The organism is Streptomyces sp. SM10 (genome assembly GCF_002910915.1).
Classification (GTDB): Bacteria; Actinomycetota; Actinomycetes; order Streptomycetales; family Streptomycetaceae; genus Streptomyces.
This window is the reverse complement of sequence record NZ_NEUF01000133.1, coordinates 1-11,661: the sequence shown is the minus strand read 5'-3', so window position 1 is coordinate 11,661 and position 11,661 is coordinate 1. Positions and strand designations below refer to the sequence as shown.

15 protein-coding genes are annotated in these 11,661 nt (G+C 67.9%); 5 read left to right on the top strand and 10 right to left on the bottom strand.

Annotated features, from left to right (window positions below):
• Nucleotides 1–46: 46 nt before the first annotated feature.
• The 7 genes from B9S57_RS21530 to B9S57_RS21500 form a co-directional block, all read right to left on the bottom strand.
• Nucleotides 47–310, bottom strand: a complete 264-nt coding sequence (locus B9S57_RS21530) for a Txe/YoeB family addiction module toxin (RefSeq protein ID WP_103517207.1) — start codon at nt 308–310, stop codon at nt 47–49.
• Nucleotides 307–588, bottom strand: coding sequence for a type II toxin-antitoxin system Phd/YefM family antitoxin (locus B9S57_RS21525; protein ID WP_164493698.1), 282 nt, complete (start codon nt 586–588; stop codon nt 307–309). The genes B9S57_RS21530 and B9S57_RS21525 overlap by 4 nt, the downstream gene beginning before the upstream one ends.
• A gap of 132 nt (nt 589–720) precedes the next feature.
• On the bottom strand, nt 721–2,220 hold the full coding sequence (locus B9S57_RS21520; protein ID WP_164493699.1) for a YncE family protein: 1,500 nt from the start codon (nt 2,218–2,220) through the stop codon (nt 721–723).
• Between the two features lie 411 nt (nt 2,221–2,631).
• Nucleotides 2,632–2,946 (bottom strand): hypothetical protein, encoded by a 315-nt coding sequence (locus B9S57_RS21515; RefSeq protein ID WP_146057780.1) that lies wholly within the window; start codon nt 2,944–2,946, stop codon nt 2,632–2,634.
• A 79-nt stretch (nt 2,947–3,025) separates the two neighbouring features.
• The gene (locus B9S57_RS21510) at nt 3,026–3,520 is read right to left on the bottom strand and encodes a hypothetical protein (RefSeq protein WP_146057779.1); all 495 of its coding nucleotides are present in this window, start codon (nt 3,518–3,520) and stop codon (nt 3,026–3,028) included.
• 424 nt (nt 3,521–3,944) lie between these two features.
• Nucleotides 3,945–4,169 carry a helix-turn-helix transcriptional regulator gene (locus B9S57_RS21505; RefSeq protein ID WP_067031626.1) on the bottom strand — a complete coding sequence of 75 codons (225 nt, stop codon included), beginning with the start codon at nt 4,167–4,169 and terminating at the stop codon, nt 3,945–3,947.
• Complete coding sequence (locus B9S57_RS21500; RefSeq protein ID WP_103517202.1) at nt 4,169–4,789, bottom strand: DUF2975 domain-containing protein; 621 nt, start codon at nt 4,787–4,789, stop codon at nt 4,169–4,171. The genes B9S57_RS21505 and B9S57_RS21500 overlap by 1 nt, the downstream gene beginning before the upstream one ends.
• Nucleotides 4,790–5,087: 298 nt before the next feature.
• Here B9S57_RS21500 and B9S57_RS21495 point away from each other — a divergent pair, with 298 nt between their 5' ends.
• On the top strand, nt 5,088–5,552 hold the full coding sequence (locus tag B9S57_RS21495; RefSeq protein ID WP_103517201.1) for a hypothetical protein: 465 nt from the start codon (nt 5,088–5,090) through the stop codon (nt 5,550–5,552).
• A 69-nt stretch (nt 5,553–5,621) separates the two neighbouring features.
• Nucleotides 5,622–6,371, top strand: coding sequence for a transposase (locus B9S57_RS21490; RefSeq protein ID WP_258036496.1), 750 nt, complete (start codon nt 5,622–5,624; stop codon nt 6,369–6,371).
• Nucleotides 6,372–6,650: 279 nt separating this feature from the next.
• Here the strand turns inward: B9S57_RS21490 and B9S57_RS21485 are convergent, their stop codons facing one another.
• Nucleotides 6,651–7,652 (bottom strand): TIGR00341 family protein, encoded by a 1,002-nt coding sequence (locus tag B9S57_RS21485; protein ID WP_103517200.1) that lies wholly within the window; start codon nt 7,650–7,652, stop codon nt 6,651–6,653.
• A gap of 382 nt (nt 7,653–8,034) precedes the next feature.
• Here B9S57_RS21485 and B9S57_RS21480 point away from each other — a divergent pair.
• Nucleotides 8,035–8,843 (top strand): IS5 family transposase gene (locus tag B9S57_RS21480; RefSeq protein WP_374935974.1). Its coding sequence is split into 2 segments (ribosomal slippage): nt 8,035–8,350 and nt 8,350–8,843, totalling 810 coding nucleotides; the frame shifts between segments, so codons are not numbered across the junction.
• Nucleotides 8,844–9,076: 233 nt separating this feature from the next.
• On the opposite strand, the gene B9S57_RS21475 is transcribed toward B9S57_RS21480, so the two are convergent.
• Together B9S57_RS21475 and B9S57_RS21470 are read right to left on the bottom strand one after the other, a co-directional pair.
• Complete coding sequence (locus B9S57_RS21475; RefSeq protein WP_124276601.1) at nt 9,077–9,319, bottom strand: hypothetical protein; 243 nt, start codon at nt 9,317–9,319, stop codon at nt 9,077–9,079.
• A 142-nt stretch (nt 9,320–9,461) separates the two neighbouring features.
• Nucleotides 9,462–10,115 (bottom strand): cation transporter, encoded by a 654-nt coding sequence (locus B9S57_RS21470; protein ID WP_103517198.1) that lies wholly within the window; start codon nt 10,113–10,115, stop codon nt 9,462–9,464.
• 102 nt (nt 10,116–10,217) lie between these two features.
• On the opposite strand from B9S57_RS21470, the gene B9S57_RS21465 reads away from it, so the two are divergent.
• Together B9S57_RS21465 and B9S57_RS21460 are read left to right on the top strand one after the other, a co-directional pair.
• Nucleotides 10,218–10,601 (top strand): transposase, encoded by a 384-nt coding sequence (locus B9S57_RS21465; protein WP_103517197.1) that lies wholly within the window; start codon nt 10,218–10,220, stop codon nt 10,599–10,601.
• A 17-nt stretch (nt 10,602–10,618) separates the two neighbouring features.
• On the top strand, nt 10,619–11,626 hold the full coding sequence (locus B9S57_RS21460) for an IS3 family transposase (protein WP_103517196.1): 1,008 nt from the start codon (nt 10,619–10,621) through the stop codon (nt 11,624–11,626).
• The last annotated feature ends 35 nt before the right edge of the window (nt 11,627–11,661 follow it).

Sequence of the window (11,661 nt, the reverse complement as noted above, 5' to 3'; positions counted from 1 at the left end):
GGGCGCTGTCAAGAGCCGAGGCATGGCCCGTGGGTATGCGCCTGGTTCACCGTTCGTAGTGGAAGCGGCACGCCACCACGTGGATGACGGCGTTCTCATCGATGCGGTACACCAGCCGGTGTTCGGAGTTGATACGCCGCGACCAGTAGCCGGAGAGGTCGTTCCGCAGCGGTTCGGGCTTGCCGATTCCTTCGTGGCCGCCCCGGTCGATGTCGGCGATCAGCTGGTTGATGCGCTTCAGTATTTTGCGGTCGTTCCCCTGCCACCACAGGTAATCGTTCCAGCCGTCGTCGACGAACAGCACCTTCACGCGGCGCCACGCCCGGCCTCGTCATCGGGATCCACCAGCTCGCGAAGTGCACCCTGGCCGGCCCGGTCCTGCTCGATGGACCTGCGCAGGCGCTCGGCCATCGCGGGCGACCGCAGCAGGTAATCGGTCTCTTTCAGTGCCTCGTACTCGGCGAGCGAGACGACGACCATCGGCTCATGGCCGGTCCGGGTGATGACCAGCTCCTCGGCGTCGTTCTCCACCGCGTCGAGGGCGTCGGCGATGCCCGCGCGTAGCTCGGTGACACTCATCGTCTTCATGACGTACACGATAACGTACAGAGCGGATCCCCGTGTGGCTGATCGTGCTCCGCCTCCGGACGGCCATGCGGTTCAGCCTTCGGTGAGCGCCTGGCGCCCCCAGTGGCCCTTGGGTGAGTCTGCGGGCAGCTTCTAGGAGCAGGTGGCCAGGATGACGGAGATGGCGGTGCAGTTCGCGCTTGCGGTGTCGTTGCCGGTGTTGGGGTCGGTGGGTGCGGAGGTGGTGCGGGTGGTGGTGGCCTGGATGTGGCCCAGGGAGAGCAGGTGCAGCGGGATGCGGAAGCTCTTGCTGGGGGCGGCGCCGTTGGCGATCGTGTCGTAGGCGCAGGTGACGGTGGTGGCGGTGGCGGTGCAGCCCGGGGACAGGTTGGTGGCGGACGCGCCGGGCGGCAGGGTGGTGGTGAGGGTCGCTGAGGTGACCGTGCCGGGGCCGGTGTTGCGGGCGGTGAGGGTGTAGGTGAGGTAGGGGACCAGGATGCCCAGGTGCGGCTGCGCGGTGAGGTCGACGTCGATGTCGGCGGGCGGGGCCAGGTAGGTGTACTGGCCGCCGGGTGAGGGGGCGCTGGTGCCGCCCGGGGTGGTGACGGTGACATCGACACCGCCCGCGGTATGGGCGGGGACGGTCGCGGTGACGGTGAAGTCGTCGACGACGGTGACATCGGTGGCGGGGGTGGTGCCGAAGGAGACCGCGCTGGTGCCGGACAGGTGGGTGCCGGTGATGGTGACGGTGCTTCCGCCGGCGGGGGTTCCGGTGGCGGGGCTGATGGCGGTCACGGCCGGTGGCGCCTGGGCGGTCTCCAGGTTGTAGGTCGCGGCGCTGAGGGTGCCGGTGCTGGTGACGGTGTTGGTGGCCGGGTCGATCACCGAGACGGACGGGGGGTAGAAGTTCGAGACGTATACGGCGTTGCCCGACGGGTCGGCCAGGACCTCCACCGGGTTGTCGCCGACGGGGATGGTGGTGCTGAGGGTGTTGGTGGCGGTGTCGATCACCGCGAGGGAGTCTGCTGTGGGCAGGGTGGTGTACGCCTTCGTGCCGTCCGGGGAGATGGACATGCCCCGCGGACGGGAGCCGGTGTTGATCGTGGCGGTGACCGTGTTGGTGGCCGTCGAGATGACCTGAACGGTGTTGCTGTTGTACGCGGTCACGTACACGGCTGTGCCGTCGGGGGTGACCGCGAGGTTGCCGGGTCCGCTGTTGGGCAGTCCGATGACCGTCGTCACGGCCCGGGTCGCGGTGTCGATGCCGGTGACCGAGTTGGTGCCGTAGCCGACCACGTAGGCTCGTTTGCCGTCAGGGGTGAAGGCGATGGCGTCCGCCCCGCTCACGCTGATGTCCGCGATGACGGTATTGGTCGCTGCCGAGATCACCGCGATCGCATAGGAGGATCCCGACGGGGCGAGGTGAGCGACGTAGATCTGCGCTCCGTCCGGGGACACCGCGACCGCCCACGGGAGGTAGAGGTCGGCGATGGTGTCGGTGATCGTGCCCGTCTCGGTGGAGACCACCGAGACCGTACCCTCGTACCGGTGCGTGGCATACACGGTGGAGCCGTCGGGACTCACCGCCAGATCCCAGGGACGAACGCCGAGCGGGATGGTCACGGTGTTCGCACCGGTGGCCGGGTCCACCACCTGAACCGCCTGGTTTCCAGGGGCGTACAGAGGCCGGACCGAGCCGCTCTCCGCGGAAGCGGCCGTGGCCGTCGTAGCCGTACCGAGTCCGGTCGCGGTCAGCAGACCGGCACACAACACCAGCCCGGTCCGGCGCAGGAATCGGCGGGTCGTTCCTCTGCCGGGAAGAGAGAGTAACAAGACAAACCCCCTGGCACCGGTACGCCCGGCCCGGCGGTCGGCAGACCGCGCCACGTCAGCCCGGCCTGGCGATCCGCGAACGGCTCTGACAGCGCGATCCGATCCCGATACCAGGCCAGACACTACCCACGGCGAAAGTCGATGTACACAGCGCAGTTGCCGTCCGTGCACAGGCATAGCAGAGGGCCCGCACGACCGGTCGGGTCGGCGGGCCCTCGTACGCTGCGGCTGCTACCGGCTGGCGCACGTCACGTAGACGTCCGCGGTGAGCGGCTCGTAGACGCTGCCCGCCTGGGCCCACCAGCCGTCGCTGCGGGCGCCCTCACTCTTGAAGCCGGGCTTCGAGGAGATCAGCGCAGCCTCACGTCCGCTCGCCGAGGCACCGCCGCCTACGACTTGCCGCCCGTCCGGGCACACGAGGAACCCTCCGGCCGGGCTGTTCGAGGTCGCCCTGCCCGTCGACCAGGTCACGTCGGTGATCGGGTCGGCGCACATCGCGGAGGCGACGACGCCGACCGGGGTGTGGAAGGACTTGGTGCCGGCCACCACCCACTGAGTGGGCTGCTTGGCCGAGTTGAAGGCTGCCGGGTAGGACTTGGTGAGGGAGCTCCTGTCGCCCTGGATCTCACCGCCGCCGAGCGCGACCTTGCCCGCCGCAGGACACCGTGACCGGCTGGTCCACCGGCACCTGGCTCAGCGGCGCCTGAACGACCTCGTAGCCGCTGGGCTTCCAGGCGCAGATCGCCCAGATCGTCACTGTGCTGGGCTGCCCTGAGAAGTTCCGGGCATTGGCGACCCACAGCGATGTGTCCCGGTAGGGCTCCACGAAGCTCCCGACCAGGGCGACGGAGTCGTACACGGAGTTCGGTGCCGTCGCCTCCGCGCCACCGCTGATGGCGACCTTCCCGTCCGGGCAGAAGATCTTCACCTGTTCAAAGTCGGCGACGGTCCGTGTGGTTTTCACGGTCTCGACGCCCATCAGCGGTGGAGCCGAGGGCGGGCCCGGAGCGCTGGGTGCGGAGAAGGCCGGCCCGGTGGCCGACAGCGCGAGCCCGAGCGCCACCGCGCGGACGGCGAGCCGGGACGCGAACCGGGAAAGGGGATGCTGCCGAGACTGCATGGAAACCCGATGTGTGAAAGCGCAACGGTGTCGCGCAGGGTGATCATGCAAGATCGGTAGGTGAGGGACCGCCAGCTGCCTTCAGCAGATCCAGTGATCACAACCGGCTGCGGTTCGTACCCCTGGGGAATGCCGTTGGCGACTCTGTGAATCGTGGGTTGGGGCCGGTTGGCGACATGGCGTAGGCGTTGCCGAAGACTCGATGACCGACCTCGCGGGACAGCTCGCCTCCCACTGGGCCCGTTTCGTCCTGAAGTTGCTGGTCACGGGGCTGGTGTGAGTGCGGTGTCCGGATTCTCGTGCAGGTCGTGCGCGGTTGCCGAGCATCGTGATCGTCTGACAACGAGGCCAGATGGCTTCCGTGGTCCGGCTGGCGACGTGCGCGACGGGGCAAGATCCCGCTGTTCAGGTCTTCCGCGGAGTGTCAGTCTTTGCGGATGCTGAGCAGGTCGCCGGGCTGGCAGTTCAGTTCGCGGCAGATCGCGGTAAGGGTGGAGAAGCGGATCGCCTTCGCCCGGTCGTTCTTGAGAATGGAGAGGTTGACCACTGTCACCCCGACCCTGGTCGCCAGTTCGGACAGGGTCATGCCGTGCTCGGCCAGCAGTCGGTCCAGGTGGACCTGGACCCGGTGCTCCTCTTCTGGTGGCATCAGACCAGCCCCTCGGTATCGGCGCGCAGCTTCGTTCCGCGCCGGAAGACTTCTCCCAGCGCCAGGATGAGGAAGGCCAGCAGCACGTACTCGCCGGTGAAGGTGGCCGAGAACGGGACCTGTTCGGCCACGGGGGTACCGCTCACCAGTATTTCTGTGGTGAGCGCCGGCAGTACCGGGGTGAGGAGGGCCTGCGCCAGCACTGCGAGTCCTATGACGCTCAGGCGTCGGGCGTTCACTGGCACGAAGACGTCGCCGCCGCGCAGGGTCCGGGCCATCTTGAATAGGAGGGCCAGGATGAGGAGCAGGAGCAGGCTGCCGACGATCTCCGGCAGGGCGAGCAGTAGGCGCTGCCCCAGGTCGGGGTCGGCGAAGACGAGATCCGCCCGGTGGGTGCCTGTGAGGGTCATGCCGTGGCCCGTCACCGCGTCGGTCACGGTTCCCGGTACCCGGGTCGCCGTCTCGGCCTCAACTTCGCGGGTGTCCATCGGATCCATCAGACCGGCCGCCCCGAGGGCCGGAAGCAGTACTCCAAAGACGCCGACCAGTACAGCGGCCAGGCCCAGAGCTGCCTCCAGCAACCGGCTGTCGGTCTGGCTCCACCAGGACTTGGCACCCATGATTCCCCCTGTCGACCAGCAGCATGCATATCGTTTATCGATGGTATCGCTAAACGATATGCTTTGTCGAGGGAATGTACCTGCACAGCGAGCCTGTCCACCCGCGATCTCAAGGTCCATGAGGACGAGCAGGGCCCGCAGGAGCATGGTTGCCGTACCGGGCGTGGAGATTGACGCACTTGCGCTGCTCTAGGACGTGATCATTAGCATGTGATCGTCTGCCACGGGCCGGTTCACGGGTTCTGGGGTGGTCTGCCCGAGGCGTCTCGTAGGTTCCGCAACGGGAGGGAGGCGCGTGGTGGACGTGCTGACGTGGACGATCGAGCGGCGGATGCGACTGGCTGAGCGGGCCGAGCTGCTGCGCAGGGAGTTGGCGGAGATTGACGCCGAGCTGGGCCGGCTGGAGGCGGCCGAGGTGGTGTTCGGGCAGTGGGCCGAGGCGACGGACGGGGGACGGCGGCCGTCGGGCATCGTGGAGCCGGAGCCGGAGCCGGAGCCGGTGGTGACGCCCGGGGCGGGTGGGATGCGGCTGATCCCGGACCGCGAGGAAGGCATGGGGGTGGAGGTGCTCACGCCGGAGTATCGGCGGATTATGGAGATCGTCACGAAGGCGTCGGGGCCGGTGACGGCCAGGGATGTTGCACTCGCGCTGGGTCGTGAGAACACTCCGGCAAAGGTCGAGCCGGTCCGTGGCCAGTTGCGCAAGCTGTCCGACCGGGGCTGGCTGACCCGGACGGGCTCGGGACGGTACCTGCCGCGTTGACCGCCGACTGGGGCAGAGCGGCCGGTTCCGGCCGTAACACGAGGGCCCCCGGCGGGGGTTGGCGTTTGTGTGAAGAAACAGCCGCCCGCCGAGGGCTCTGCCGGTGTTGTCTACCAGGTCCGGCTTCCTGTGTCGAAGCGGACCGTCGATCTCGTCGGCGGACTGATACGCCGGCGCCGCAAGCAGCTGGGCACGCGCTGGCGCAAGGCCGCTCCGGGCACGCAGGCGATCGTCGTGCTGGCCGTCCTGCGCCACGACCAGCGCCTGGCCGACATGGCCGGAGGCAACGCCGTCTCGGCCGCCACCGTCCGCCGCTGGGTCCTGGAAGTCCTTGACCTGCTCGCTGCCCGGGCCCCGCGTCTGGACCGCGCCCTGAAGAAGATCGCCCGCCGGGGCGGTGCGGTGGTCCTGCTGGACGGCACCCTCGTGCGCACCCGCCGCCGCACCGGGGCGGACAACCGCAAGAACTACAGCGGGAAACACAAGGCCCATGGCCTGCTCTTCCTCGCGCTGACCGACGAGAAGGGAAACCTGATCTGGATCTCCTCCGCCCGCCCTGGCCGGGCCAGCGAGATCACCACCGCCCGCCACGACCACATCACCAGGCATCTACGCGAGGCCGGCCTCGGCGCCGTGGCCGACCTCGGCTTCGTCGGCCTCGACGACAACCCCGACGATGCTCCGGTCATCATCACCGGCCGCAAGGCGACCCGTTCCCACCGCCTCACCGACGCCGAGAAGGAGGCGAACCGGCTGGTCAGCCGCGAACGCGCTGCCGTCGAGCACGGCTTCGCGAACCTAAGACCTGGCGCATTCTGACCAAGGTCCGCATGAACGTCCATCATGCCACCACGCTGCTGCGGGCCCTGCTCGTTCTGGCGAACTGCGAAGTCCAGCGGTGACAGACGATCACCCGACGGCGATCACACAGCCTGCCAGCACGAGGACGGCATCACGGGCACACACCAGTACCGCGACCTGCGAGTTCAAGATGAAACGATCTCACTGCACAACGCCTCTTCAAGACATCGCCGCGAGCTGGTCAGGTGTGCAGTTGACGAAGCTCCTGCGGGTGCTGGACCCGTCCGAGCCGCCCGCTCAGTCACCCACGACTCCGGCGTCGATGCGCCGGCCACGTGACGCGTCCACCACGACGGGGATGCCCTCCGGGATCCGGCCCTCCAGCCGTTCGAGCAGGGAGTCCACCGGTGGGAGGTCTCCGGGGACGCGAACCTGGATGTACATCGTGCGTGATTTCGCGTCGACGCTCGTGACGGATGCGCCGGGCTCCTCGGCGAGCCACTGTTCCGCCGCGTTCTTTGTCTGGCCGATCCAGGCGTTGAGCAGGAGCGTGACCACGGTGTTGGCCGTCAGGGGCACGAATACGACGATGAACAGCAGGGCCATGGAGGCGTAAGCCCTGCGTGCGGGCCGCCGGGCTGCTCTCTCGGCCTCCGCTCCGTATCCGAGCGAGGCGAAAATCACCATGCCCCCGAAGACCAGGGCGAAGAGATTCGACACGAACAGCACCAGCGCACCCAGCGCCAGCCATCCCGAAGTCTGTCCCAGGCACACCCCGACCACTACCAGGGGCGGGACGAGGGAGATGGCGATCGCGACCCCGGGGAGCACGGCGCCTACATCCCGCCGGGCCAGTGCCACCGCCCCGGCGAAGCCGGTGGCCAGCGCGGCGATCAGGTCCATCAGACCCGGCGAGGTCCGTGACGAGATCTGACTGTTGGACAGCAGGTCGTAGTCGCTGGGGAGGGTCACCGACATGGCCATCCCGACCGCGATCACCAGCAAGCATGCGAGAAGGACGGTCCTGGCCGATCCGGTGCGGCGGCGCTGTACCGAGCCTAGGGCGATGCCCATGATCGGCGTGGACAGGGGGGCGATGATCATTGCTCCGATCACCGTCGCTGTCGAGTCGGTGAGCACTCCGCCGCCCGCGATGACCGACGACAGCGTCAGCATCGTCCAGAAGGCCGAACGCTTGGATGTGGTGTCCCCGGACGACAGGTCGAGATCCTGGCTCAGCTCGTCCAGCGAGCGGCGCTGGGAGGCAGGCAGAACTCGGGCGCGAACTTTGCTGATCACGTCACCAAACAACCACGATCAGCACGGTTCCGGCGCGCGGAACACGGGTGGGAAACGACGTATTGGCCAGGGGGTAGTTGGCCGGAATGAGCAACACCGAACTTCGTAGCGGCCGGTTCGCTAAGTCTCGTCAACGTGCTGGCCCGGCGCGCGAACAGGTCGGTTGTGCAGTTCGATGAAGCTCCTGAGTGTGCTGGACACACTCGATCCGGCGGCTTGCCCGGTCCTTGGCTGCGAAGTCCTGCGTGTGGTCCGCGCTGGGCGTCAAGCTGTCGGCCGACCCTGCTTCGAGCTCGTAACACGATCTTGTTGAACGTCTCTGGTCGGCCGTGACCGGTGTGATGATTCGGCCGCTCGGGATGGTGTGAATACCCGGCCGTGGATCGTGGACGATGACCTGTGGGCGCTGATCGAGCCGCTGCTGCCGCCCTGGTCCGAGAAGGCTCCCGGCCCCCGGCCGGTGCCGGACAGGCTGTGCCTGCAGGGCATCCTGTACGTGCTGCGCAACGACATGGCCTGGCAACTGCTGCCCCTGGAGCTGGGGTTCGGCTCCGGGCAGACCTGCTGGCGGCTCCTGGGGCGGTGGCAGAAGGCCGGGGTCTTCGACCGGCTGCACCGGGTCCTGCTCGCCGAACTGAACGCGGCCGGCGAGCTGGACTGGTCCAGAGCGTGCGTCGACGGCTCCCACGTCCGCGCGAAAGAGGGGAAGCCGACACCGGCCCGTCGCCGGTCGACCGGCGGAAGACGGGCAGCAAGCACCACCTGATCTGCGACGGACGCGGAACCCCGCTCAAGGTCATCACCACCGCCGCCAACGTCAACGACGTCACCCAGACCCTCGCCCTGGTCGACGGCATCCCTCCCGTTGCCGACCGCCCAGGGCGGCCCCGCCGACGCCCCCAGTCCCTGCTCGGCGACAAGGGCTACGACTCCGACCCCAACCGGCGCGAACTCCGCAAGCGCCGGATCCTCCCGGTCATCTCCCGCAGAGGCGCCCCGAACATCGAGGGCCTGAGCAAGCTCCGCTACGTCGTCGAGCAGACCTTCGCCCTGCTCCACCAGTTCAAACGCCTCGCCGTCCGCTGGGAACGCCGCACCGAACTCCACAACGCCTTCGCCTCCCTCGCCTGCAGCCTCATCTGCTGGAGAAGACTCAAGAAGGCTCGATCATCATCGCGTTACGAGCGCTGAGGAGTCGCCGAAACTTCACGAACGCCGAGCGGTCGGGAAGTACAGCGGGAGCAGGGTTCAAGACCCAGTTCCTCCTGTGCTTCCTCCTCCGGCGCGGCCGCCCACTGCTCGACGGTATCCCGCTTTCCAGTCAAGGCTGGGCACTCGCTGTTGACGTGATAGGAGGTGCGGTGGATGCCTACGCGGTACATGACGATCCGCATGCTCTGCTGTCCCCTCGGTCGGCCCGTGGGTCAACCTACTTCAGCTGGCGGCAACCAACGGTGACCAACTCGTAAGGTCGTACAGATCGAGGGGCATGCGGGGCCTGTCAGGTCGGCGAGCCGATCCTCCTGCATCTTGGTGGCGTACAGCGGGGTCGTCAGCACGGTGACGTTGATCGGCAACGCCTGCGCGGCGACCTGTGCCGGCTCCGCACCGACGACCCCGCCCTCACTCACCTTCTCGGAAAGATCCGGGCTCTTGGAGGCAGTCACGAACACGCGTCACGCACACGGGTCCTGAACTCCTTGTCGAACCTGAACACCACCGTGGCGCCGGCTGTCTGCCGGTCTCCGCCCGGGCGCGCCCCGAGGCCGAGCCCCCGTTCGAGCACTGCCGGGCGGCATGAAGACGTGGTCAGATGCAGCAGTCGCATCCGGGACCACAGCCGCACGCGTCTGTCTCGGCGTCCGCGGATGGTACAGCTGCGGCGGTGGGCGCGCAGCAGCCCTTGCCCTGCCAGGCGTCGCGGCCTTCCTTCACCGCGATCGCGGCGATGACGAGCGCGGCGATCGGGTCGGCCCAGGACCAGCCGAGGGTGGCGTTCAGCACCAGGCCGACAAGCAGCACGGCGGACAGGTAGGTGCACAGCAGTGTCTGCTTGGAGTCGGCGACCGCGCTGGCGGAGCCGAGTTCATGCCCGGCCCGGCGCTGGGCGGCGGAGAGGAATGGCATGATCGCCAGAGAAAGGGCAGCGATGGCGATGCCGGGGACTGACCGCTCGGCCTCGCCGGTGCCGACCAGCGCTCGGACGGCGTCAACGGTGACGTACGCGGCTAGCACGAAGAACGAAATGGCGATGATTCGCAGCGTTGTCTTCTCCCGTGTCTCGCGCACAGCGTGCTCGCGGGCGGAGAACTGCCAGGCGACCGCAGCGGCGGAGGACACCTCGATCACGGAGTCGAGGCCGAAGCCGACCAATGCGGTGGAGGAGGCGATCGTCCCGGCGGTGATGGCGACGATTGCCTCGATGACGTTGTAGGTGATGGTCGCGACGACCAGCAGCCGTATCCGGCGGGCGAGCGCGTCACGTCGCCCTCTCTGCCAGCCTTGGGTGAGACATCCCGCTCTGTCGGGTTAGCCTGAGAAGGCACGACAGGAGAATCGCCCCTTATGACCAGCACCGAAACGGCCGGGTCCGACCCGGCGCCGAGGCCGAAGCGCCGCAGTTTCACCTCGGAGTACAAGCTGCGGATCGTCGCCGAGTACGACGCGGCGCCCAGGAACGAGAAGGGTGCGGTCCTGCGCCGGGAACGGCTTTACCACTCGCATGTCAAGGAGTGGCGGGCCGCCCGGGATGCAGGGGCCCTGGAAAACCTGGTCGACCGCCGGACCAGCCCGGCCCGCGCGAAGAAGTCCGCCGCGGAGGTGGAGAACGAGAAGCTGCGGCAGCAGGTGGCACGGCTCGAGAAGGACCTGGCCCGGAATAAGGCCGCGCTCGAGGTGATGGGAAAAGCTTCTGCGCTCTTGGAAATGATCTCCGAGAGCGCGGACTGAGACACGTCGTCGACCCGGTGGTGGACACCGCGTTCACGGGTGTCGAGAACCAGCTGGGCATTACCGCCGCCTGCCGGCTGACCGGCCGGTCGCGGGCCACTCACTACCGCAGGCTGCGGCCCCCGCCGCAGCGGAAACCCAGGAAACCGCAAGTGCAACCCTCGGCGCTGACGGCCGAAGAGCGCTCTGCGGTACTGGAGTTGATGAACAGCGACGAGTACGCCGAACTGGCGCCCGCCCAGATCTGGGCCCGCGAGCTGGACGCCGGGCGCTACCACTGCTCGGTCTCGACGATGTATCGGATCCTGCGCGAGCAGGGCCAGTCCGGCGAACGCCGGCGGCAGGCCACCCACCCCGCCAGGGCGGTGCCCGAGCTGGTGGCCACCGCCCCGTCGCAGGTGTTCACCTGGGACATCACCAAGGCGGCCGGACCGGCCAAGGGCGTTTGGTATCACGCCTACGTCATCATCGACATCTTCAGCCGCTACATCGTCGGCCACACCGTTGAACGGGCCGAATCAGCCGAACGGGCCGAGGAGCTGATCCGCGAGACCATCGCCCGCAACGGGATCGTGCCCGACACCGTGCACGCGGACCGCGGCACCTCGATGACCTCCAAGAAGGTCTCCCAGATGCTGATCGATCTGGGGGTGACACGCTCGCACTCCCGGCCGAAGGTCTCCAACGACAACCCCTACAGCGAGGCCCAGTTCAAGACCACGAAGTACATGTCGGACTATCCCGAACGGTTCGATTCGTTGACCCACGCCCGCGAGTGGTTCGACGCCTTCATCGCGTACTACAACCACGAGCACCGGCACTCGGGCATCGGCTGGCACACGCCGGCCAGCGTGCACTTCGGGACCGCCGAGGAGGTCCGCGACCAGCGGGCCGTCACCCTCACCGGGGCCTACGCCCGTCACCCCGAACGCTTCGGCCGCCGCCCCCGACCACCCGCAATACCCCAGACCGCCTGGATCAACGACCCGGCCAAGCGACGTGAACCCGCACCACAAACCTCATAGCGCCACAACCGTCTCACTGGACTTGAAATATTCCG

Bases quoted from the DNA above. Each gene is read 5' to 3' on its own strand.
- B9S57_RS21525 (WP_164493698.1), bottom strand. From the start codon at position 588: ATGAAGACGATGAGTGTCACCGAGCTACGCGCGGGCATCGCCGACGCC.
- B9S57_RS21510 (WP_146057779.1), bottom strand. From the start codon at position 3,520: ATGCAGTCTCGGCAGCATCCCCTTTCCCGGTTCGCGTCCCGGCTCGCC.
- B9S57_RS21505 (WP_067031626.1), bottom strand. From the start codon at position 4,169: ATGCCACCAGAAGAGGAGCACCGGGTCCAGGTCCACCTGGACCGACTG.
- B9S57_RS21500 (WP_103517202.1), bottom strand. From the start codon at position 4,789: ATGGGTGCCAAGTCCTGGTGGAGCCAGACCGACAGCCGGTTGCTGGAG.
- B9S57_RS21465 (WP_103517197.1), top strand. From the start codon at position 10,218: ATGACCAGCACCGAAACGGCCGGGTCCGACCCGGCGCCGAGGCCGAAG.